Annotated in this window: 23 protein-coding genes; 6 read left to right on the forward strand and 17 right to left on the reverse strand. The window is 47.2% G+C overall.

Annotation, left to right across the window (positions count from 1 at the left end):
* Positions 1-3 precede the first annotated feature (3 nt).
* Both purN and purM read right to left on the reverse strand, forming a co-directional pair.
* Positions 4-633: a phosphoribosylglycinamide formyltransferase gene (purN, locus tag ACVLR6_RS04570; protein ID WP_104500385.1), complete on the reverse strand. Its 630-nt coding sequence runs from the start codon at positions 631-633 to the stop codon at positions 4-6.
* A gap of 6 nt (positions 634-639) precedes the next feature.
* Entirely contained in the window at positions 640-1,710 is a 1,071-nt protein-coding gene (purM, locus tag ACVLR6_RS04575; protein WP_075174826.1) for a phosphoribosylformylglycinamidine cyclo-ligase, read from the reverse strand.
* A 136-nt stretch (positions 1,711-1,846) separates the two neighbouring features.
* Between purM and cxpE the strand changes: the two genes are divergently transcribed.
* From cxpE to ACVLR6_RS04595, 4 genes are all read left to right on the forward strand, one after another.
* Complete coding sequence (gene cxpE, locus ACVLR6_RS04580; protein ID WP_005176578.1) at positions 1,847-3,070, forward strand: chloramphenicol efflux transporter CxpE; 1,224 nt, start codon at positions 1,847-1,849, stop codon at positions 3,068-3,070.
* Positions 3,071-3,088: 18 nt separating this feature from the next.
* Complete coding sequence (gene hda, locus ACVLR6_RS04585) at positions 3,089-3,793, forward strand: DnaA regulatory inactivator Hda (protein ID WP_005176580.1); 705 nt, start codon at positions 3,089-3,091, stop codon at positions 3,791-3,793.
* Positions 3,794-3,913: 120 nt separating this feature from the next.
* Positions 3,914-5,722 (forward strand): rhombotarget A, encoded by a 1,809-nt coding sequence (gene rbtA, locus ACVLR6_RS04590; protein WP_168395033.1) that lies wholly within the window; start codon positions 3,914-3,916, stop codon positions 5,720-5,722.
* A 15-nt stretch (positions 5,723-5,737) separates the two neighbouring features.
* Complete coding sequence (locus ACVLR6_RS04595; RefSeq protein WP_455995920.1) at positions 5,738-8,170, forward strand: CSLREA domain-containing protein; 2,433 nt, start codon at positions 5,738-5,740, stop codon at positions 8,168-8,170.
* Positions 8,171-8,247: 77 nt separating this feature from the next.
* Here the strand turns inward: ACVLR6_RS04595 and ACVLR6_RS04600 are convergent, their stop codons facing one another.
* The 5 genes from ACVLR6_RS04600 to ACVLR6_RS04620 all read right to left on the reverse strand — a co-directional run bounded on the left by ACVLR6_RS04600 (position 8,248) and on the right by ACVLR6_RS04620 (position 11,530).
* On the reverse strand, positions 8,248-8,646 hold the full coding sequence (locus tag ACVLR6_RS04600; protein ID WP_005176585.1) for a DUF3106 domain-containing protein: 399 nt from the start codon (positions 8,644-8,646) through the stop codon (positions 8,248-8,250).
* Positions 8,636-8,956, reverse strand: coding sequence for a hypothetical protein (locus ACVLR6_RS04605; RefSeq protein ID WP_016660007.1), 321 nt, complete (start codon positions 8,954-8,956; stop codon positions 8,636-8,638). The genes ACVLR6_RS04600 and ACVLR6_RS04605 overlap by 11 nt, the downstream gene beginning before the upstream one ends.
* Complete coding sequence (locus ACVLR6_RS04610; RefSeq protein ID WP_005176588.1) at positions 8,953-9,567, reverse strand: RNA polymerase sigma factor; 615 nt, start codon at positions 9,565-9,567, stop codon at positions 8,953-8,955. Before ACVLR6_RS04610 ends, ACVLR6_RS04605 begins: the two co-directional genes overlap by 4 nt.
* Positions 9,568-9,726: 159 nt before the next feature.
* A complete protein-coding gene (locus ACVLR6_RS04615; protein ID WP_455995922.1) occupies positions 9,727-10,503 on the reverse strand; it encodes a TrmH family RNA methyltransferase in 777 nt (258 codons plus the stop codon).
* A 52-nt stretch (positions 10,504-10,555) separates the two neighbouring features.
* A complete protein-coding gene (locus ACVLR6_RS04620) occupies positions 10,556-11,530 on the reverse strand; it encodes a class 1 fructose-bisphosphatase (protein WP_180103589.1) in 975 nt (324 codons plus the stop codon).
* A 188-nt stretch (positions 11,531-11,718) separates the two neighbouring features.
* On the opposite strand from ACVLR6_RS04620, the gene ACVLR6_RS04625 reads away from it, so the two are divergent.
* The gene (locus ACVLR6_RS04625; protein ID WP_005176594.1) at positions 11,719-11,916 is read left to right on the forward strand and encodes an NF038105 family protein; all 198 of its coding nucleotides are present in this window, start codon (positions 11,719-11,721) and stop codon (positions 11,914-11,916) included.
* 93 nt (positions 11,917-12,009) lie between these two features.
* Here ACVLR6_RS04625 and pal read toward each other — a convergent pair whose 3' ends face one another.
* From pal to ybgC, 6 genes are all read right to left on the reverse strand, one after another.
* Entirely contained in the window at positions 12,010-12,579 is a 570-nt protein-coding gene (pal, locus tag ACVLR6_RS04630) for a peptidoglycan-associated lipoprotein Pal (RefSeq protein WP_005176597.1), read from the reverse strand.
* A 35-nt stretch (positions 12,580-12,614) separates the two neighbouring features.
* Entirely contained in the window at positions 12,615-13,898 is a 1,284-nt protein-coding gene (gene tolB / locus ACVLR6_RS04635) for a Tol-Pal system beta propeller repeat protein TolB (RefSeq protein ID WP_370459252.1), read from the reverse strand.
* Positions 13,899-14,097: 199 nt separating this feature from the next.
* Positions 14,098-15,282 (reverse strand): cell envelope integrity protein TolA, encoded by a 1,185-nt coding sequence (gene tolA, locus ACVLR6_RS04640; protein ID WP_160243423.1) that lies wholly within the window; start codon positions 15,280-15,282, stop codon positions 14,098-14,100.
* Positions 15,283-15,285: 3 nt separating this feature from the next.
* Complete coding sequence (gene tolR, locus ACVLR6_RS04645) at positions 15,286-15,738, reverse strand: protein TolR (protein WP_104498625.1); 453 nt, start codon at positions 15,736-15,738, stop codon at positions 15,286-15,288.
* Positions 15,738-16,436, reverse strand: coding sequence for a protein TolQ (gene tolQ / locus ACVLR6_RS04650; RefSeq protein WP_005176608.1), 699 nt, complete (start codon positions 16,434-16,436; stop codon positions 15,738-15,740). The genes tolR and tolQ overlap by 1 nt, the downstream gene beginning before the upstream one ends.
* 22 nt (positions 16,437-16,458) lie before the next feature.
* Positions 16,459-16,872, reverse strand: a complete 414-nt coding sequence (gene ybgC / locus ACVLR6_RS04655; protein ID WP_005176609.1) for a tol-pal system-associated acyl-CoA thioesterase — start codon at positions 16,870-16,872, stop codon at positions 16,459-16,461.
* A 680-nt stretch (positions 16,873-17,552) separates the two neighbouring features.
* On the opposite strand from ybgC, the gene ACVLR6_RS04660 reads away from it, so the two are divergent.
* Positions 17,553-17,750: a hypothetical protein gene (locus ACVLR6_RS04660; RefSeq protein ID WP_160243422.1), complete on the forward strand. Its 198-nt coding sequence runs from the start codon at positions 17,553-17,555 to the stop codon at positions 17,748-17,750.
* A gap of 164 nt (positions 17,751-17,914) precedes the next feature.
* Here ACVLR6_RS04660 and ruvB read toward each other — a convergent pair whose 3' ends face one another.
* The 4 genes from ruvB to ACVLR6_RS04680 all read right to left on the reverse strand — a co-directional run bounded on the left by ruvB (position 17,915) and on the right by ACVLR6_RS04680 (position 21,675).
* Entirely contained in the window at positions 17,915-18,916 is a 1,002-nt protein-coding gene (gene ruvB / locus ACVLR6_RS04665) for a Holliday junction branch migration DNA helicase RuvB (protein WP_005176611.1), read from the reverse strand.
* A gap of 297 nt (positions 18,917-19,213) precedes the next feature.
* Positions 19,214-19,816 carry a Holliday junction branch migration protein RuvA gene (gene ruvA, locus ACVLR6_RS04670; RefSeq protein ID WP_005176612.1) on the reverse strand — a complete coding sequence of 201 codons (603 nt, stop codon included), beginning with the start codon at positions 19,814-19,816 and terminating at the stop codon, positions 19,214-19,216.
* A gap of 188 nt (positions 19,817-20,004) precedes the next feature.
* On the reverse strand, positions 20,005-21,345 hold the full coding sequence (locus ACVLR6_RS04675; protein ID WP_160243421.1) for a deoxyguanosinetriphosphate triphosphohydrolase: 1,341 nt from the start codon (positions 21,343-21,345) through the stop codon (positions 20,005-20,007).
* Between the two features lie 198 nt (positions 21,346-21,543).
* Positions 21,544-21,675, reverse strand: a complete 132-nt coding sequence (locus tag ACVLR6_RS04680; RefSeq protein ID WP_005176614.1) for a putative transporter small subunit — start codon at positions 21,673-21,675, stop codon at positions 21,544-21,546.
* Position 21,676 lies beyond the last annotated feature (1 nt).

Consider the following 21,676-nt stretch of genomic DNA (forward strand, 5'->3'; position numbering starts at 1 on the left):
ATTTTAGCGCTGACAGAACTGTAGCGGTTGCGCTAACACCTGACCACGATACAGCACCGCGTTTGGTGTGTGCTGCAGCGTACCACTACAAATCCATTCCACCACTTGCGGATAAATCAGATGTTCCAGCACATGCACACGATTGGCCAAGCTTTCCACGCTGTCCTGATGCGATACAGTAAGTACCCCTTGGGCCAGCGCCTGACCGGCATCCAGCTCGGCAGTCACATAATGTACCGTACAGCCATGATAGACATCACCCGTGTTTAACACCCGTTGATGAGTATGCATGCCTTTGTAATGCGGCAGCAGAGAAGGGTGAATGTTCAGCATTTTCCCTTCCCAGGCTTTAACAAACTTGGCGCTTAAAATGCGCATAAAGCCTGCCAGCACCACCAGATCAACCTCCCAGTCTAAAAGCTGTTGATGCATCACATCATCAAAACTTTCACGGTCTGGGTATTGCTTGTGTTCAATTACCGCAGTGGCAATACCGGCTTTTTGGGCACGTTCCAGCGCATAGGCTTCAGGCTTGTTGGAAATGACCCCAACAATTTGCCCGGAAAGACGGGCATCAATCAGGGCTTGTAAGTTCGATCCACTGCCTGAAACAAGTACAGCAATTTTCAACATAGACAATTACGCAAAAATCACACGGATTTTTTCGTCAGCACCTTCAACAGATTCTGCATTGTCAACAATGTGACCCATGGCCCAGGCTTTTTCGCCTAACTGGTTCAGCAATTCAACAGTTTTGTCTGCATCTGCTACATCCACCACCAATACCATACCAACGCCACAGTTAAAGGTACGGTACATTTCGAATTGTTCAACACCGCCTTCTTTTTGCAGCAGTTTGAACAGTTCTGGCCATTCCCAAGATGATTCGTTAATCACCGCTTGCGCGCCATTTGGAAGTACGCGTGGTAAGTTACCAGGTAAACCGCCACCGGTGATGTGCGCCATTGCGTGAACATCAACAGATTTAAGTAATTCAAGAATCGGTTTGACATAAATACGGGTTGGTTCCATCGCTGCATCTGCCAGCGGACGGCCATCTACGATTTGAGTCAGGTCAACGTTTTTCACGTCCAGAATTTTACGAAGCAGAGAATAGCCGTTTGAGTGTGCACCTGAAGACGCAACACCAATCAGAACGTCACCCGCTTTGACTTTAGAGCCATCAATAATTTTGCTTTGCTCAACCACGCCTACGCAGAAACCTGCAAGGTCATAATCTTCGCCTTCATACATGCCAGGCATTTCAGCAGTTTCACCGCCAACCAGTGCACAGCCCGCAAGCTCACAACCTTGACCGATCCCGGTAACTACATTGGCTGCAACATCAACGTTTAAGTGACCCGTTGCATAGTAGTCGAGGAAGAACAGTGGTTCTGCGCCACAAACCAGCAGGTCGTTCACACACATGGCCACCAAATCCTGACCAATGGTGTCATGACGGTTTAAATTAAGGGCTAAACGTAATTTTGTACCAACACCGTCTGTGCCTGATACGAGAACAGGTTCTTCATAACCTTTAGGAATTTTACAAAGTGCGCCAAAGCCGCCTAATCCACCCATCACTTCAGGACGAGTGGTGCGTTTCGCAACAGATTTAATTCGATCGACTAACGCGTCACCGGCTTCGATGTCGACACCAGCATCTTTATAGCTTAAACCAGGGGTAGGGTTAGAAGTTGAGTTGCTCATAATGAAGTCTCCGCATTCGCGCGGGGGATTATAACCCGAATATACGAAACTCTTATGTTATTTATGCGCTAAAATGCTATCTTTATTAAAATATTTTACTTTATATAACGATTACACTGCAAAAAGGCGAGATTCTATGGCAGATCGTACTTTACGTCGCATTTTTATCCTTGCCGGGATAGCTTTAATTTTTTGGATTTTATATTTACTCAAGCCGGTCGTTATTCCATTTATTGTCGCCTTTCTTGTGGCTTATCTGTTCAGTCCGCTGGTTGATACTTTATATCGGGTCGGGGTGCCGCGCTGGTTATCCATCAGCATCGTTTTTGTCGGAATCGGGATTCTGCTGACCGTGGCGGTCTGGTACATCATTCCGCTGGTCTGGAAACAGCTGATGATTGCTCGCGACAGTATTCCGGTCGGAATTAACTGGATCAATACCACCTTTTTGCCCTGGATTTCTGAAACTTTTAATGTCGATGAGATGGAAATTGATACCACGCATATGTCAACCATTATCATGGACTATGTGCAGACAAATTACAGCGCCGACAGCATTCAGGCCATGATTTTACGGGTGGCGCAGTCCGGTCTGAACTTTATCCAGATTGGCGGGACCATTGTTTTAATTCCAATTATTGCCTTCTATTTTCTGCTCGACTGGGACCGTATGCTGGACAGTCTGCGCCGTTTAATTCCACGTCCGTATGAGCGCAGCACCCTGCATATTGTGAATGAATGCCATAACGTATTAGGCGCGTTTGTCAAAGGTCAGTTCCTGGTGATGATCCTCCTAGGTGTGGTCTATGCCACCGGTCTGCAACTGATTGGTCTGGACGTTGGCCTGATTATCGGGATGGTGGCAGGTCTGGCCAGTATCATCCCATATTTAGGTTTTGCGGTCGGGATTATTGCTGCGGTCATTGCCACCTTATTGCAGTTTGGTATCGACTGGATGCAACTGTTCTTGGTGCTGGTGGTGTTTATGATTGGTCAGGCGGTAGAAGGCTATGTACTGCAACCATTTTTACTGGGCGATAAAATCGGACTGTCACCGGTAGCAGTGGTGTTTGCCGTACTGGCCGGTGCGCAACTGGCCGGTTTCCTCGGGATGCTAATTGCCTTGCCGGTTGCCGCGGTAATTGTGGTCTTGCTACGTCATGCCCGGGATTGCTATGAACGCAGTCAGTGGTATGGACAGTCGACGGCTATCATTCATCATGACCAGCAAACGGGCAGTATCAGCATAGAAACTGATCAGGTGGATGTCGATATTGATCTTGAGAAAGATCAGACAAAGCCACTGCAACAGACTGAAAAATCGAGTAAGATGAATCCTCTTGATCCTAAAGATGTTTAACGAAGGCCTATTCTGTATATGCGTCAACTGCAGCTTGATATAGAACCTCAACTCGATGCCCGAATCAGTGATTTTTCTGGTCCGGGCTGGGGCCATGTAATTGACGCAGTGCGACAGTTGCATGCGGGGCTGGTCAACCGTTTTTATGTTTATGGCGGTGCGGGTACCGGCAAAAGCCATCTGCTTTCGGCGATTTGCGATTCTTATCTGGAAATTGGCAAATCCGCGATTAAAGTCTCTTTGCTGGAACTTCTGGATGCCCCGACCGAAGCCATTACCTCTTTAGATCATTTTGATCTGGTCTGTCTGGATGATATTGAAGCGATTAGCGGCGTGCCGCATTGGCAGCGCGCGGTATTTCATTTAATCAATTACAGCAATGAAATGGGCGGGCAATTGGTGTTTTCATCACGTTTTGCCCCGATTGAACTGAAACTGGAATTGCCCGATTTACAGTCCCGTTTAACTCAGGCTGTGAGTGTGAAAGTGCCGACCGGCAGCCTGTTTGCCGACCGTCAGGCTTTGGTAACTTCGGTGCTGCAACGTAAAGGTATTCAGATTGATCAGCAGATTATTGACTACTTGCTGCTACATGGTCCGCAGCAGACCTCAATGCTGTTACAAAGCCTGCAACAACTGATTCAGCTACTAAAAGGCGAAAAAACCAAACTGAGCGGCGCGAATTTGCGCCAGATCTACGCATTAATTGACGAATATCGGTAAAATACAAAAAAACTTGAGTAATTACTCTAGCTATGACAAATTACACTCAAAATAAGTCTTAGTTGCAAGGAAGCTGCAACTTAAAAATAAAAATGAATAAATAGGTTAAGGAGTAAGCTTATGCTCAAGCGGAGCATCGGCATTGGTATGCTGTTTATTGCGGGACATGCTTATAGTAGCAATATTGTTGTCACTATCACTGAAGATATTCAAGCCAATGATAAAGAATGCTCACTGCGCGAAGCAGTCGAGTATATTAATTTGGGGTTGCCGGAAGAAGGTCATAATGGCTGCGGTGGCGAAAATTCCTCCAATGTCATTCTGTTAGAAAAACACGCCGTTTATAAACTCAATCAGCAGTTAAAAATTACCCAACCCTTAAGCATTAAAACCACCTATGACACCGGCTTGAAAGAAAACAATATCAAAGGCCTGAACAATGCCATTATCGAAATGGCTGGTAATGAACGTATTTTTCATATTGAAAGCAGCGATGATAAACGTATTCAGGTCAACCTGAGCGAAGTCAGCCTGCAAGGCTGTGGCAGCGACAGTTGCCGTCCCAATCAGGGCGGTCTGATTCTGAACCATGAATACCTGGTGCTGGATTATGTCAAGCTGAGTCAGGGTCGAGCCAACCAGGGCGGCGCCATCTATAATCTGGCTGAAGAGGGAGAGAATATCGCGCCAGCCTTTATTGAAATTAAAAACAGTTTAATCCAGCACAACCATGCCACCGAGGGTGGCGCCATCTATAGCCGACTGCCAAGCTTCCGGATTTATGCAGCGGTGTTTAGCGACAACAAAACCAGCGATCTGGCATCTGCCAACCTCTACACCCAGTTACCTACAGAAGATGTCGAAAATCTCAAGCTGCTGGCCGCTGCCAATACCATCAGCAGTACGACCTTTAACCGCAATGAAGGCTATGTGCTGAACCTGAGAGACAATATCGGGGTCAATAACGTCACTTTAATGGGCAATAGCGCAGGGGTACGTTTAGAAGCCCCGGCAGGAAAAGGCTATATTGCCAACAGTATTCTGCTGGCTAATCCACATCCTGTGACGGCGCAGTCTGCTAACTGTAGCAAAGAGGCAGCCGATCAAAGCGTGCTGCAAAACAATCTGGTCTCTGAAGAATGTGGAACGGGCGATGCCAATTACCCGAACCAGATCTGGCAGGGTAGCCATATTTTTAGCGGGAATATCCTGGAAGGCGCCTGTAAGGTGCTGAGTGAAGATGAGGACGCATTATTCTGCCCGTATCAGGTTAAAGAAGAACAGTTCCTGGGCTATATTCGCCCACGTATTTTACTGAATTACCAGACCCTGGCTGACTCTCCAATCGTCAACAAAGGCTATGCACAAGTGGGCACCACTGAGCAGGTTACTTGTGCCTCGGCAGATCAGCGCGGGGTGAACCGAGCTTCGGATAATACCTTGTGTGACCGTGGTGCAATTGAAATTACCGTACCTGATGCCTCAGGTCTCATTGGTCGGGATATTCTGGCCGGTGAAATTGCCGAAATGTCGGTCAGTGATTTAATTGGTGATAGTGATCTGGTACCAGCCGAGTTCTGTGACAGTCTGTTTAGCAGCAATCCGACTGGGAAAGCCTGGCAGGCCGGTTGTGTGCAGATTGAGCAGACCCAGACCAGTTCCAAGGGTCAACTGACGATTGATGAGCAGGGCAAGATTATTTATACCCCGGATTCTGCCTGGCATGGCGCAGATGTTTTTAAAATTAAACTGGTGACCAGCAGTACACGTTTTAACACCACCAAACCGTATGTGGAAATTCGTGTACAAGTGATTCAGGCACCTGAAAACCACATGGACAGTGACAAAATTAAAACATCTGGCGGAGCAGTGGCTGGCTATGGCGTGCTCATGTTGATGTTACTGGCAGCTTGGCGCCGTAAAAAATAAAAACAGGGAAAGGGAATGAAAAATTATAAAAAAGCACTTTTGGGAGTCATGATTGTCAGTGCCATGTCATTAATGGCCGCAGAAGACCGTACTATTTATGTCACTACATTTGCCGATGAAAATGGTGAAAACCCGGATAAATGTTCGCTACGTGAAGCCTTGGTGGCGGCCAAACAGAACAAAGCCTTTGGGGGCTGTAGTGTCGGCAATACCAACTATATTGCAGTGGACTATATCCGTCTGCAAGCGGGTGAATACAAGTTAAATGCTGAATTACGCCCGCAATCCAATGTGCGGATTATGGGCGCAACACCGCTTGATTACAGCAAGAAAGATCCTATTACCCACCGTTATCCGGCGCTGATACCGCATCAGACCATTATTAACGGCCAGGGGCTGCATCGTATTGTTAATACGCTCGACAGTCAGGCCAATGTCATGTTTGACGATCTGACCCTTAAAAATGGCTATAGCGATGGGCTGGGCGGGGCTTTACTGGTTGCCGGACCGTTGACCTTGACCAATACCGCAATTCTGGATTCGCAGGCAGCGCGGGGTGGTGCACTGTATATTGCTGCCCATAATCAGGAACAGCCAATTACGGTGGTGAATAGCCTGATTCAGGGGAACAGCGCCAGTGTCGGCAGTGTGCTGGCGATGGACTGTACGGCAAATCTAGCAGATACCCAGGCCAATATCACCATTCAGCAAAGCAGTGTCATTCAAAATGGCAACAGCAACAGCCTGAGTAGCTTTGATTTTTGTGGCAAGCCGCGTCTGACTTTAACCAATACTACGGTGGCCAAAAATAAAGCGAACTTAACGCAGGGGCATATTTTTAACCTGGCCAATGGCCCGGAGCACCGCCTCAGTACGCAATCGGTCTTCAGTTTAAATAACAATACCATTGTCGAAAATGAGGCCGCCAGCACCTTCTATTATGATGATTCAGGCATCAAAGTATTAAGATTTAATGTGCTGGCATTTAATACCGGAAAATCATGCCGTTATGCGTTGAATAATGGCAATTTAACCGAGCGGCAACCGAATATCAGCTCATCACGCAATGCGCTAATTTTCCCGAATGCACAAAGTGTAGAGCAGGGGGTATGTGACCTGCCGGAAACGCTCGCGAGCACAGAAGAAAACTCAATGAGCTCGGTGAATCTGAGTGGCAAGCAGTTAAGTGATGTGCTCTATCCAATTCAGCCGGCTTCAGCCTACAACTTATTCCTGCCGTTATATTATCCAAAAAATCTGGACAATGATGCGGACCTGGTCAATGTCGAAGGATTTGGCTGTGAAGTGTCAGATCAGCGTGGTTTACAGCGTGTGACTGATGGCACCCTGATTTTAGATCCAGAACAGAAAAACAGCTGTGAAATTGGTTCGGTTGAACTCATGCGTATGACCGCAGCAGATATTGTCAATCTGAAAAACGTGTCGCATGTGACCTTGTTTGACAGCTATCAGCAGGAGATTGACCGTTTAAAAGCGCTGGTTCAGGCACCAGAGAAAAATAAAGAGCTGTTGGCCCAACATCAGGCAGATCTGCAAAACTATGAAAATTTGCTTAAATTTTCCAAGGAAAAACAGAAGTATCGGACTATTTATATCGATCCATTTGCATTAGCCCTCAAGCATGATGAACCAAATGCCGATGGTAGCGTGGCACAGTTGCTGGAACTAAAACCGGAACACTTTAATATCAGTACAGAAGTCTATGGCATTGGCGGTGGTTTAGAAGATGCGGCCTTTGACCGCAGTAAACTGCTGCATGATCCAAACCTGAAATGCGAATGGGATGCCGATGTGAAACGGATTCTGTTCTATCGGGTCGATGATCAGGTGACTCAGAATATTGATTCTGCCTATTGTGCCTACACCATTACTTCGGTGACGGATCCAAGTGTTCAGTCGAGTGGTTTGCTTGAAGCAAAATTCATGAACATCAAACCGATTGCCAAAGCCGACCGCTACACCATTGAATACGGTTCGGATTTGAAAATTAATGTCAATCCGCTGGAAAATGACAGTGATGATGGCGATGGACCTGTCAATACACTGCTGTCTGGACAAAATAAACCGGCCTTTTATACCGATAGCAATGGACTTGAATTGCCAATCCGTTTAACCAATGTACCTTCAAGTGTACTGGTCACGGCAGACCGGAGTGGTCCATGTCCAGGGGATTATGTGCGTGAAACTTGTTATGGCGGAAACCTGCAGATTCAGGTGCGTAACAGCTATAGCCCGTTTGATTATGAGCTGAAATACACAGTATTTGATGCTGAACAGGAGCTGTCTAATGAGGCGACCATCAGCCTGATCAATACCGCGAAAAACAGCAATACTGAAGGAAGCGGTGGTGGAAGTCTAGGGCTTGCTGGATTATTTGGTTTATTGGGCATGGCGGTATATCGTGTACGCCGTCAGTTTAAATCATAAATCCAGTGAATGTAAAAAAGCCTCTGATAAGAGGCTTTTTTATGGACCAGCACTGGGTTGATGTGTGGCTTAATCGCTTAGTATTCTGTCGGCGTGATATATTTATTGATATATTCTTCACGAATCAGCACGCGTTCTTCAGGCGTGGCCTTCTGCATTCTTTGGCCGAGTTCCTTGCGTTCCTGGGTACTCATTTTTTGCCAGGTTTCACGCATTTTCTGCTTTTCTGCATCGGGTAGCTGAATAAACCAGTCCATACGCTGTTGCAAAGAAGCACTTTTATCGGACGGCAGTTCTTTTAAATTCTGATAACGTTTGATTAAGGCCAATTGTTCTTCATCTGAGAGGGTTTCCCAGCTTTCAACAATTTTTGTGTCTGCATCTTTGGAGAAAATCCAGAAACGCTCAAAGCCTGCAAAGCTGGTTTGCAAAAAGCCCAGCGCACAGAAGGCGAATGCTAAACGTTTAGCTGCCATGTTGAACTTTATCCTCACCCAGCACCAATAACATTTCTAGATCTTCCATCATTTGTGGTGAAAGTTTTGGCGTAGCCACCACCTGATTTTGCGGTTGTGCGGTCATTTCTACCGAATTTGGTAAAATGACGAACCCTGCAATGGCAGCCGCAAGTGCAAAACCGGACATTTTCCACAGGCCATAGCGTGATGTCTGCTGGTCCTGAATCTGATCCAGAACATGATTCATCACCACAGCTTTGTCTTTGTGGTGGTGGGCGAGTCCATCAAGTTTGGAAGTCACTTGTTTTAAGAAATCATCTTGTTTCATTCTGATGATCCTCCCAGATATGGATTCATATGTGCCAGAGTCTGGCGTAAAGCCTGAATAGCACGATGATAATGGGTTTTTACACTGCCTTCAGAACAATTCATAATCTGGGCAGTGGTCTGAGTATCGAACCCTTCCCAGGCCCGCAGCATAAACGCTTGTTGCTGACGCACCGGAAGTTTGGCGATTGCCTCCTGAATTTCTTCAGCAGTCATGGCTTGGTCCAAAAACTCAGCAGGATTGAGTGCACGTTCATCGACCAGATCATTTTGTTCGACATCATCGTCATCCAGGCTGACTTTGCGGAAAAATGAAAAGGGTTGTGCACGACGGGCTTCTTTACGTCGCCAGTCCTGTAATTTGTTATTTAAAATGGTGTAGAACAGCGGATACCACTCATCTGTGCTTTTATCGGCATAGGATTTGTGCAGGGAAATAAAGGCTTCCTGAACCAGATCCATCGCGATGCCATGCTGTCCCTGAGTGGCACTTTCCATCATCACTAAGGCGCGCCCGGTGACCTCGTGCATAAAAGTTTTCAGGCGTTGTTCAGCCGTACTCTTCAGAGTACTCAAACTTTCAGGTTGAGACTTTTTGGGTGCTAAATCCATAGAGATGGAAAATCCTGTCATTGGATACCCACCATTATTTTTAACTTCATGGCACTATTAACGTTAAAAATAATGGTTCGGTTGACATTACAAGTTATTATTTTTCTAGTGTAATCTATTTTTTTAATAGGGCCAGCCTATTTAATATAAATTAACGTATTAGAGTCGTTGACGTACCATTTCAAAGAAACAGACTGAACCGGCAATCGCGACATTTAAGGATTCCTGTCCGCCCGGTTGGGGAATGGTAACGGCTTCTGCATGTGCTAGTGCGTAATCCGATACACCTTGACCTTCATTACCGAGAATCCATACGCATGGCTGGCTTAAGTCTTTGGCATACAGACTGGTGGAACGGTGTGAGCTGGTGACATAGACCGGAATTTTAAACTGTTCCAGAATCTCCTCGAGCTGGATATTTTCAAAGGTCTGCAAAGAAAAATGCGCACCCATCCCGGCACGTAATACCCGTGGTGACCATAACGAGGCGGAGCCTTTGGTGCAGACAATTTGCTGGATGCCGGCTGCAGCAGCCGAGCGTAGCAGGGTGCCGACATTGCCCGGGTCCTGGACATTTTCCAAGATTAAGGTATCGGCCTGATAGTCAAGCGCCTGACTGGAACTTGGCAAATCGACAATGGCCAGACAGGCAAGGGTGGTGCCCAAGGTACTTAAATCTTTATATAAAGACTCGCCAATCACAAACACCGTACCCTGACACTGGTCCAGAATATCGTTCAGATCAGGATGTTTCAGGGCATTTTCGGTGGTGAAAATCGCGTTAATTTTCCGGTTTTGTTCTAACCATGCCAGACAAAGGTGCGAACCTTCAAGCACAGTCTGACCTTGTTTTTTACGGTAGCTGTTTTGTTCAATCAAGCCGCGTAGGTGCTTAATTTTAGGATTATCTTTCGATTCGAGAAATAAGATAGGCATGGAGAACATCCACACCTGTGAGCACAGACCCACAGGTGTTAATCAGAAAAAATTAAGCGTGGTAGCCAGTAACAAGATCAACTTCGTTTTTAGAACCAATGATCACTGGTACACGTTGATGCAGATCGGTCGGTTCAATTTCCAGAATACGTACACGACCTGTTGTCGACGCACCACCGGCTTGTTCCATGAGCATACTCATCGGGTTGGCTTCATACATTAAACGTAAACGGCCAGCTTTTTTCGGGTCTTTCAGATCGTATGGATACATGAAAATCCCGCTACGGCATAGAATACGGTGGATATCACCTACCATACAGGCTACCCAGCGCATATTGAAGTCTTTTTCACGTGGACCGGTTTTACCTGCTAGCAGTTCATCAATATAACGTTGAACGGGTGTTTCCCAATGACGCTGGTTAGAGGCATTAATTGCATATTCTTTGGTGTCGGCTGCCACCTGGATATTTTCCGAAGTCAGCAGGAATTCCTGAGTTTCCGGGTCAAAGGTAAAGAACACTACACCTGCACCGACGGTTAAGGCCATCATGGTTGATGGGCCATACAGTACATAACCGGCAGCAACCTGGTGAACACCGGCCTGCATGAAATCAGCTGCTTGCGTGACGGCATTTTTTGCCGGAAGAATCGAGAAAATGGTGCCGACACACATATTGATGTCGATGTTGCTTGAACCATCTAGCGGATCGAACAGCACTAAATATTGGCCATTTTCCTGTGCCGGAGTGAATTCATCCAGTTCTTCTGAGGCTAAACCGCCCACATTGGGATGTTTCTGTAAGGCATCAATCAGGTAATCATTGGAAATGACATCGAGTTTCTTTTGCTCTTCGCCTTGCACGTTCTCATTTTGTGCGCTGCCCAGAACCCCAGCCAAGGCACCTTTTTGTAAAGCCTGATCAATGGTTTTGCAGGTGTTGGCAATGGTCTCAATCACCTGTGCAAGTTCAGGGGTTAAATTTCCGCTTTGTTGTTGTAGAAATTGGGACAGGGTGCGATAAGACATAATAGGAAAACTCCGAATAAGAATCGATCGGGCATGATCAAAAAAGCTTTGTCCGATATTTTAGATGAGAACAGCTTAAAAGAAAAATTAAACTCAACTATTTGACGTGATTTTGCCCTTGCAAGTCTGCTAGAAAGTGCTATGTTGATGTGAAGGAACAGAATCAACCAGTATATAGGAGCACACATATGACAACGTTAAAGTTTGATGCGACTCCAACCCCAAGCGAAGGCATTAGTTTAGATGAAATTAGCGCCGACAAGGTTAAAGAGGCCTGGAAGGGGTATGAAGCAAAACCAGAGTACAAGAAATTTAACAAGCACGACATGATTGAGTCGATGCAACCCGCCAAAGATGAAGAAGATGCACAGGCAGATGCACCTTAAATAGAATTTGACTCAGCTCTTGTGTTTGAGTATTAAAAAAGCGCCCGATGGAGCGCTTTTTTATATTGAGCAACTCTGCTCAATCATGCAATCTTAACGCAGTAAAGGTGGTACCGCTTCGTAGTTGATTTCAACACGGCGGTTTTCTTTCCAGGCACTTTCATCATGACCTGGGTTAACCGGCATTTCTTTACCATAGCTGACCGGTTCTAATTGACCCGGATTCACGCCCGTGGTGACCAGGAAGCTTTCAACCGCTTTGGCACGACGCTCACCAAGGGCCATGTTGTATTCACGGGTACCACGTTCATCGGTATGACCTGTAAGCGCGACTTTCGAGTTGGCATTGGCCATCAGGAACTGTGCATGCGCCTGTAAGGTTTGCAGGTCTTCATTCGACAGTTCGCTGCTGTCATAGTCAAAGTGCACCACACGTTTCGCCAAGAATGCTTTATTGGCTTCAGTTACACCTTTGGCAGATGCACCGGCCAGGTTTTGTGCATTCAAGGCTGCATCATCACTTAAGCCTTGTGTATTGACCGTGGTTGAAGAGGTCGGTGTTTGTCCTGCTTGAACATCGGTTGCAGGCTTACGGTTGGCACAGCCAGTCATCACCAGCGCTGAGGCCAGTACAGGCAATACAAATAATTTTACTGCGTTCATTTTCATCTCCATGAAACTTGGTTGTTCAGTTGCTCTTATTTTGGTGCCCAAGCCGGTTCACGCACTTCACCTTGTTCACTTGGCAAATTCATACGGAAACGACCATCTAAAGACATAATGGACAGCAGGCCACGCGCACCTTCACGGGTTGCATAGACCACCATCTGTCCATTTGGTGAGAAGCTTGGAGATTCATCCAGGCTGGTTGGGGTGAGGATATTGGTAATGCCGGTATTAATGTCCTGAATCGCAACTTTATAATTGCTGCCACTTGGACGATGAACCAGCGCCAGTTTTTTACCATCGGCACTTAAAGTACCACGCGCATTAAATGCGCCGCGGAAGGTCAGACGTTTGCTGCTGCCCGTGTTCAGGTCATAGCGATAGATTTGCACTGAGCCGCCACGATCTGAAGTAAAAATAAACGATTTACCATCGGGTGCGTAGCGTGCTTCTGTATCAATGGCGCTGTCATTGGTCATGCGCTTGAGTTGACGCGTGCCCAGATCCATCTCGTAAATTTCCGGATTGCCGTGCATTGAAGCAGTAAACAGCATGCGTGAACCATCTGGAGAGAAGCTTGGTGCGCCATTTAAGCCACGGAAGCTGGCCAGTTTTTCACGTGAACCGGTAGATAAATCCTGAACATAAATCGCAGGGCGTTTGGTTTCAAAGGACACGTAGGCAATTTTCTTGGCATCTGGCGTCCAGGCCGGCGACAAGATTGGATCGCGTGAAGTCAGAATGGTTCTTGGCTGTTCACCATCGGTGTCGGCAATTTGCAGGGTATAGCGCTGCTCCGGAGTGGCCGGATTTCGCAAGACATAGGCAATACGACCACTGAAATCGCCTTTAATACCGGTCAGTGCTTCATAGATGGTGTCACTGATCATATGTGCAGCCTGACGGGTACGTGAAGCCGGTACAGTCAGTAATTCGTTTAATAAATACTGCTGCTTTTGCACATCATACAGCTGATAGTGAATTTCAAAGCCACCATCTGCAGTTGGCTTGCTGGTACCAGTCACTACATAAGGTACACCGGCGGCCTGCCAAGCGGCGGCATTCGGACTATTATTTGCTGCACTTGCCGGCAAGTTTTTCGATGAGCTGGTGAATTTACCGGAACGGTTCAGGTCATTTTCAACAATCGGGTAAATGCTTTGATCATTACTAAACGGAATGATGGCAATTTTTGGGGCTTCTGCAGGTGCTTTGGCAATTTCCAGATGCAGCTGGGCATGGGTTTGAGAGACCATTATTGGACCCAAGGCGGTAAAAATTGCCAAGCAAAGTAGATGTTTAGGCTTCATTTCCATCATTCGCTATTTACTCAAAACATAATTCTTGTTGATGTGATTGTTCTACATAATGCCATGCTTATTTGAGATTTAAAGCAGAGAATTATGACCAAACTGTTATAACACTGTGAAAAGTGAATAAAATTTTGTCGCTTGTTGTGCAGTGTAACTGAAAAATAACAGGCCATCCCGGCTTTTGACAGGATGGTGAGTCAGCTTATTTGGCAGTAAAGCTTGAGGTGAAACTGCGTGCTTCACGGCGTGCATCCGGGTCCGAAGGCATTGGATAGGGTGCAGCAGCACGTACCGCGGCCTCGACACTGGCTTTCATGTCCGGATCACTGGAGTTCACAATCACCGAGGCTACCGAACCGCTGTCGGTCAGCGTAACCCGTGCCGTGGCAGTTTTGCCAGAAGAGCCGACCGGAATATCCCAGGCCCGACGGATCTTGTTTTCAAAATCGCGTTTGGCTGTAGAGGCAATCCGTTTGGCTTCAGCTTTCTTTTGTGCCGCTTCTTCAGCCGCCTGTTTGGCCGCCGAAGCTTTGGCTTCTGCTTCAGCGCGGGCTTTGGCCTCTGCATCCGCTTTTGCTTTCGCAGCTGCATCGGCTTTGGCTTTTTCAGCTGCTTCGGCTTTGCGTTTGGCCTCCGCTTCAGCCTTGGCTTTGGCTGCTGCTTCTGCTTTGGCCTTATTCGCAGCCTCGGCTTTGCGTTTGGCTTCAGCATCGGCTTTGCGTTTCGCCTCTGCATCTGCCTTCGCCTTGGCTGCCGCATCCGCCTTGGCCTTATCTGCCGCTTCGGCTTTACGTTTGGCTTCCGCTTCCGCCTTACGACGTGCATCAAGTTTGGCTTTTTCTGCTGCTTCTGCCTTACGCAGGGCTTCAGCTTCGCTGCGGCGTTTGGCTTCTGCCTCGGCTTTGGCCTGTGCAGTGGCCTTGGCTTTTTCAGCGGCTTGGGCTTTACGTTCAGCTTCTGCCTTGGCGCGCTGGGCCTGTTGTGCCTGTAATTTTTCTGCTTCCGCCTGCGCACGTGCTTCCAGGCGTTTTTGCTGTTCGGCCTGTTGCTGTGCGGCAGTATTGCTTGGTTGTGCTTTGGCCGGTTCTGGTTGAGGCGCAGCTGGCGGTGCGACCGGAATCACCGGGGCATCTTCAACCGGAGTCGCGGTTTGCTGAATCTCGGCTGCCACATTTTTATGTGCAGTTTCAGTAAACTCGGTTTCTTCACGAGTAACTGGGGGTAAATCTTCCGGTTTAATCAGCACGGTCCGAATCTGTTTGGGTGGTTCCGGTGGCTGGCTCATGCCCAGATAAAGTAAACCCACCACGGCAATGACATGCACGCCGAGCGTGAAGCCAATCGCCAGTGCCTTTTGCTGAAACGGTGGTTTTTGCAATCTTTTCATCATTTACTTTAATGGCTCAGTCAGTAAGCCAACCTGAGTTAAACCGGCGTCCTGAAGGCTGCTCATCAGGGCCATGACTTCGCCATACGCACGAGATTTTTCACCTTCAATGACCACATGCAGTTCTTTATTTTCCGCTTGTGCCTGTTGCTGCGCTTCGCTTAATAGTGTGGTTAGTTCACTGAGTGTTAGCGGCTGACTGGAATTTTGAGCTTTGTATTTCAGAAAATACTGGCCGTCTTTGTCCAAACTGACCACAGCCGGTGCATCTTTGGATTCAATCGGATTGCCATTGGCCTGCGGCAAATCGACATTGATGCCGCTGGTAATCATTGGGGCAGTGACCATAAAAATGACCAGCAGCACCAACATCACGTCGATGTAAGGCACTACGTTCATATCACTTTTTAAGGGCTTTTTAATACGCTCGAAGCGTCCGGAACGTTGAATGGCCATTAGTCATGTTCCCGTGCTGAACCCAAAGACTGACGTTGTAATAAGGCCACCATCTCTTCAGCAAACAAGGCACGGTCTGAATAGAGGCTTTCACCTTTGGCGGTGTAATGGTTAAAGGCCAGGACTGCTGGAATTGCGGCAAATAAACCAATTGCGGTGGCAATTAGCGCTTCGGCAATCCCCGGTGCAACGGTAGCCAGTGTTACCTGATCGACATCGGCCAGGCCAATAAAGGCATTCATAATGCCCCACACGGTTCCAAATAAACCAATATACGGTGCCACAGAGCCAATGCTGGCCAGCGCGCCTAAGCCTTGTTCCAGTTGGCCCTGGTCACGGCTTAAACCGACACGTAAAATACGCTCGGTGCCTTCCAGACTTTGTGCAGTCGGGGCGTGACGTTTTTTCAGTTTGAGAAATTCACCCAGACCCTGGTAGAAAATATCTTCCAGGCCAGTGCGTTTGGAATTGAGTTGGGCATTGTTATATAGCGTATTTAATTCAGCACCAGACCAGAAGATTTTCTGGAAATGATCATCATCGGCCTGGGCTTTTTTATAACTGAGATGTAACTTGGCGATCAGATACCAACTATACAAGGAGGCCAGTAACAGCACCAACATGACCAGTTGTACCACAGGGCTTGCCTGCAAAATAAGATCAGAGACTTGTAGAGATGATTCTAATTGTGTTGCCATAGTTACGTAGTGCCATAAGTTTTTAGTCTTGGTCCTGTCCTAGCTCTTTTAGAATCAGGCCACGAATTTCATCCGGAAGGCGACGTGGACGCATTTCAGAACTTAAACATGCCAATTCCACCTCACCAGAAGCAAGCATGATTTCACCACGATAAATATTTTGTTGCAATACAAATGACGTTGCTTTACACGAAACAACACTTGCTGTAACAGTAATCAGATCATCCATTAAGATTGGACGCATATATTTGACATTAATTTTATGCACGACAAAGTTATAGTCGTTTTGATGCCAATAATGATCGACGCCGGAAGCACGCAGCCATTCGGTCCGGGTGCGCTCCATGAAACGAATATGATTGGCATGGTATACAATCCCGCCTGCATCGGTGTCTTCCATATAGATACGAATTTGAAATTCAAATTTATTCGCCATGATACTGTTCCATTACAATTTTCAGTTTTGGTCTGGAAGGGCCGTACAGAACTGGATTGAAGTTGTCTGAGGTTCTGTCAAATGCCCGACTGGGTTGGCTTTGCAGTTTAGCATAATGACTTTTTGCTCCTATGGCACAAGGTGTCAAATCCAGTGACAAAGGTATAAAGAATGTAGAGCCGAGATTGGATATTTATCGTTCGGTACAGGTTGAATTAGGTGAATTGACACGTGATTTATGCCTTTTTTTGCCATGCCGCCTGTGCTTGGTCATTGGCAATTTTGATAGCACTGTTGCCAGTGCGGTTTTAGGCACTGTCCGGATGATCGAGGTACAGCCGTTCCACCGCATAATCGCGTAGATGCAAGGCGAAATAGCTGCTGATCACGAAAGTTCGCTCAAACTGCTGAGGCTGCTTATTGGCAAAATATTGCCGTAGCTAAAGTAAGCCATACCAGATCAGACTAAGAAAGAACGCAGCCACAGATAAGACAATCCCTACAGCGTCTTGCAGCAGATAACAGCCAATTCCGCCCAGCACAGCCACTAATGTCAGAATCAGGGCAAGCTTCTGTTTCGGTTTTACTGAAGCGGGTGGTTGGGTATAGGTTTCAATAAAGGGGTTAAGTTCTTCAGAAAAATACAGGCTAATCCAGTGGATGGCGCATAGCTGATCAAAATGGATGGCATCAATGGACCAGTGCCCATGCCGATGCAGGTCGATCTGTTCAATGCCGGCTCGATCTGCATCAATGATTTTGCCGCGTTCATTTTTAAAGTCGAAGCTCAGTCAGGGACTGAGATTGCCTTGCAAAAGCTGGTTCAGATAGTTCAGTTCAGATTCACTGAAAAACTGGAATGGTTTGCTATAAGGTAGGGGCCGGATTGGCTGCAATTGCTCTATCAGCTCATCAAAATGCCGCTGAAGGTGTTGAATTAGTTGTTGTTCGGTCATCATTATTGTTGTTCGAGTATGTATTCAAGTTGTTATTTATCAAAGACCTTCATCATCTCATAAGCAATGAAGGTCAGGCATTGCTGTTATTTCGGTTCCGGCGGGGTCATGCCAAACTGCAAATAAGCCATATTGGTGGCAATCCGGCCACGTGCAGTACGCATCACATAACCTTGCTGAATCAGATAAGGCTCAATCACATCTTCCAAGGTGCCTGAATCTTCTGCCATGGCTGCGGCCAGTGCTTCGACACCGGCAGGTCCGCCATCAAAACGTTCCAGTAACATTGACAGATAGCGACGGTCTAAGGTGTCCAGGCCATCTTTATCGACATTGAGCATATCCAGAGCGCGCTGGGCCATTGCATGGGTGACTTCGCCGGTGCCTTTGACCTGGGCATAGTCACGTACCCGGCGCAACAAGCGGTTGGCAATACGCGGTGTGCCGCGGGAACGGCGGGCAATTTCTGCCGCGCCTTCTTCGGTCATCGGGACATCCATTAAACTGGCAGAACGTTTTACGATATGGGTCAGATCTTCCACCGAGTAGAATTCTAAACGCTGCACAATCCCGAAACGGTCACGCAGCGGCGAAGTGAGCAGACCGGCCCGCGTGGTGGCGGCGACCAGAGTAAATGCCGGCAAGTCCAGTTTGATCGAACGCGCTGCCGGGCCTTCACCAATCATGATGTCCAGCTGGTAATCTTCCATCGCCGGATAGAGGATTTCTTCAATCACTGGTGACAGGCGATGAATTTCATCAATAAACAGTACATCGCCTTCTTCAAGGTTGGTCAGCATGGCTGCCAAGTCACCGGCACGTTCAAGCACAGGCCCCGAAGTCGATTTCAGGTTGCCGCCCATTTCACGGGCAATGATATTGGCTAGGGTGGTTTTACCTAAGCCCGGTGGGCCGAAAATCAGGGTATGATCGAGGGCTTCGCCGCGGCCGCGCGCTGCACCAATAAAGATTTCCATTTGTTCACGCACCACCGGTTGACCGATGTAGTCATCGAGGGAGGTGGGGCGGATGGCGCGATCAATTTGATCTTCGGGTTTTTCAGAACCACTGATAAGACGGTCTTGCATATATTATGTAAACTTCAGGTAAATACAGTTTAATGGGGCAGACGTCAAAAGCGCTTTTTGACGGATGTTCCAAGAAAATTAAATTTCGGGAATAACCTGCGGTTGGCCTTACCTTGCGAAATATATTTCTCATTCGGCAAAAGTAAGCAAAACCATCGTCATTCGCAAAACTCGTCAAAAGATGATTCGTTTCGACTATATCGCAGAAAGATTTTTGTGCAAATACTTCCTGCCCCAAACAGTTGCGAATGACATTTTCGCGTATCTCATGCTGGCCTTGAGGCAAGATAGAGTTTTCTATTTGTTCATCGACTTTAATGCTGCCCGGATAATGTCGCTGGCTTCGGTGAAGTCGCCTTTGGCAGCATTCACCAGTTTTTGTGCTTCCTGTGGTTTGTAACCCAGTGACTGTAACGCAGCTTCGGCTTCGGCCACGGCAGAGTTCCCCATAAACTGGATTTGTGCGCTGCTGGTGTTGCTTGGTGTATTGCCAGCAGCCATCGCTTTAAAGCGGTCGCGCAGTTCAATCATCAGTCGTTCAGCGGTTTTTTTGCCGACACCCGGTACTTTGACCAGGGTGTTAATATCTTCATGTTCAACCGTGTGAATCAGCATGTCGACGCTTAAAGTCGATAGAATGCCGAGTGCCATTTTTGGACCAACACCGTTGACCTTGAGCAGGGTGCGGAAAATGGTTTTTTCCTGCGCATCAAGAAAACCATATAGCAGTTGAGCATCTTCACGGACTGCTAAATGGGTCCATAAGGTGACTTTCTGGCCTTTTTGTAATTGGCAAAATGTAGACAGCGGTGTATCGACTTCATAGCCCACACCATTGACATTTAATAAGACCGTAGGGGCTTCGAGGGCAAACACCTCACCAATCAGACATCCAATCATTCAGTTTATTCACTTCTATTCGGTTAAATTTTTCAGTTCCGAGCCTGTCGTCTGCATCTTGAAGTCATCCACTTTTCTGTGATGCTCTGCGATATACAGCCGATGGGCCGGGGTGTTGCACAAGCAATGTCAGCACGCGCAAAAGTATAAAGCAGTTTTGGAGGTTCTCCCAAAACGGCTGGCTGTACTTAAAAGAATCCGGCTTTATTGCCTTGTAATTCCTGCGCCAGGTTATACGCCTGATGATCCGAGAATTTTGAGATAATATCCAGCACCTGCATGATATTGTCATAGTGATCTGGACCAAAATGGGCACCGGAACGCTGCAAAATTGCCATCAGCCGCTGCTCTTTAAAGCTTAAGGTTTTATGCGGTGTGGTCAGCGGAATAAAGGCATCCAGAATACTTTGCAGGCTCTGATGGGCAATAATTTCCAGACCGGCTTTTTGCGGATGTTCAAAAATTTTATCACGCGCCAGTTCTTTGGCCCGGTTAATGCCAATTTCAATATCGGCCGAGCAATATTGCAGCAAGGTCCCTTTCAGCTGGCCCGAAAGAATCCGGTCATGCTGCTTGGCAAAGGCGCTGGTGACTTCATCGACCAGACGTTTCATCACCCGGCCACGTAGCGCGGCAATTTTCTGCTGCCAGGTGGTGCTGTCCAAAGACAGTTCTTCCGGCATGCCATAATCGCCAATCAGGTTCAGGAAAATCGGTTCGACCTCATCATAGCTGAGCATGTTCAGGATAATGCCATCTTCCAGATCAATCAGTGCATAGCAGATGTCATCTGCGGCTTCGAGTAAATAGGTCAGCGGATGGCGGCAATAACGATAAGGTCCGATTTCAATCAGGCCGAGCTGTTCGGCAATCTGTTTCAGAATGTCTTTTTCTGCCTGATAGCAACCGAATTTGGCGCGCTGACTGGCCGGACGATTGGCCTGCGAGGCCATGGTTTTCGACAGCCACGGATATTTTAAATAGGCACCCAAGGTGGCATAGGTCAGACGCATACCGCCATCATGCGGATGATAGTCAATTTTGGTCAGCAGGCGCAGGCCTTGGGCATTGCCTTCAAACTGGCGTACATCGGCTTCCTGTTCCGGACTTAGGTCCTTTAAAAAGTCGGTATGCGAGGCATCATCAAACCATTCACGAATGGCATATTCACCGGCATGACCAAAAGGCGGATTGCCAATATCATGCGCCAGACAGGCAGCCTGAATAATCGCGCCGACATCGGCCGGGGTAATCCACGGAGGCAGTTGATCCTTGATTTTTTCTGCTGCCAGCATCCCCAGTGAACGGCCAATACAGGACACTTCCAGCGAATGGGTCAGGCGGGTATGAATACCATCATGTTGGGTAAGCGGATGGACCTGGGTTTTGCGGTTCAGCTGCCGGAAACTCTGCGAGAAAATAATACGGTCATAATCTTTATGAAACGGGCTACGCGCCTGTTCAGTACTTTGCTTTTTACTACCAATCCGAACTGTCGAAAGCAGTTCTAACCAACGCATCTGTGTCATTTATCATTATTCAATTATTTACTGCTTTGCATCATGCCAAAAAACCAAGCCCAGTACTAGAGTGAGGCGACATGAATTGTCATGGGAATGAAAAGCAGAAAAAATCTTGCTCCTCAATATAGACAAGTGATTCAAACAATATGAAACGGCCATAAAAAAACAGGCCAAATGAGCCTGCTTTTTCATGAAGAGTTAAAATTACACCAGCCCTTCACCAGTTTCCTTGGCTTGTTGTGCATCTTTATAGACATTCAAGCAAATTGTGAACAAGACCAGGCTCGCGATCAACGGCCAAAAAAGTACATATAGGGTCAATAATTGACTAGTCATC

This window comes from Acinetobacter sp. T63, from assembly GCF_053852345.1.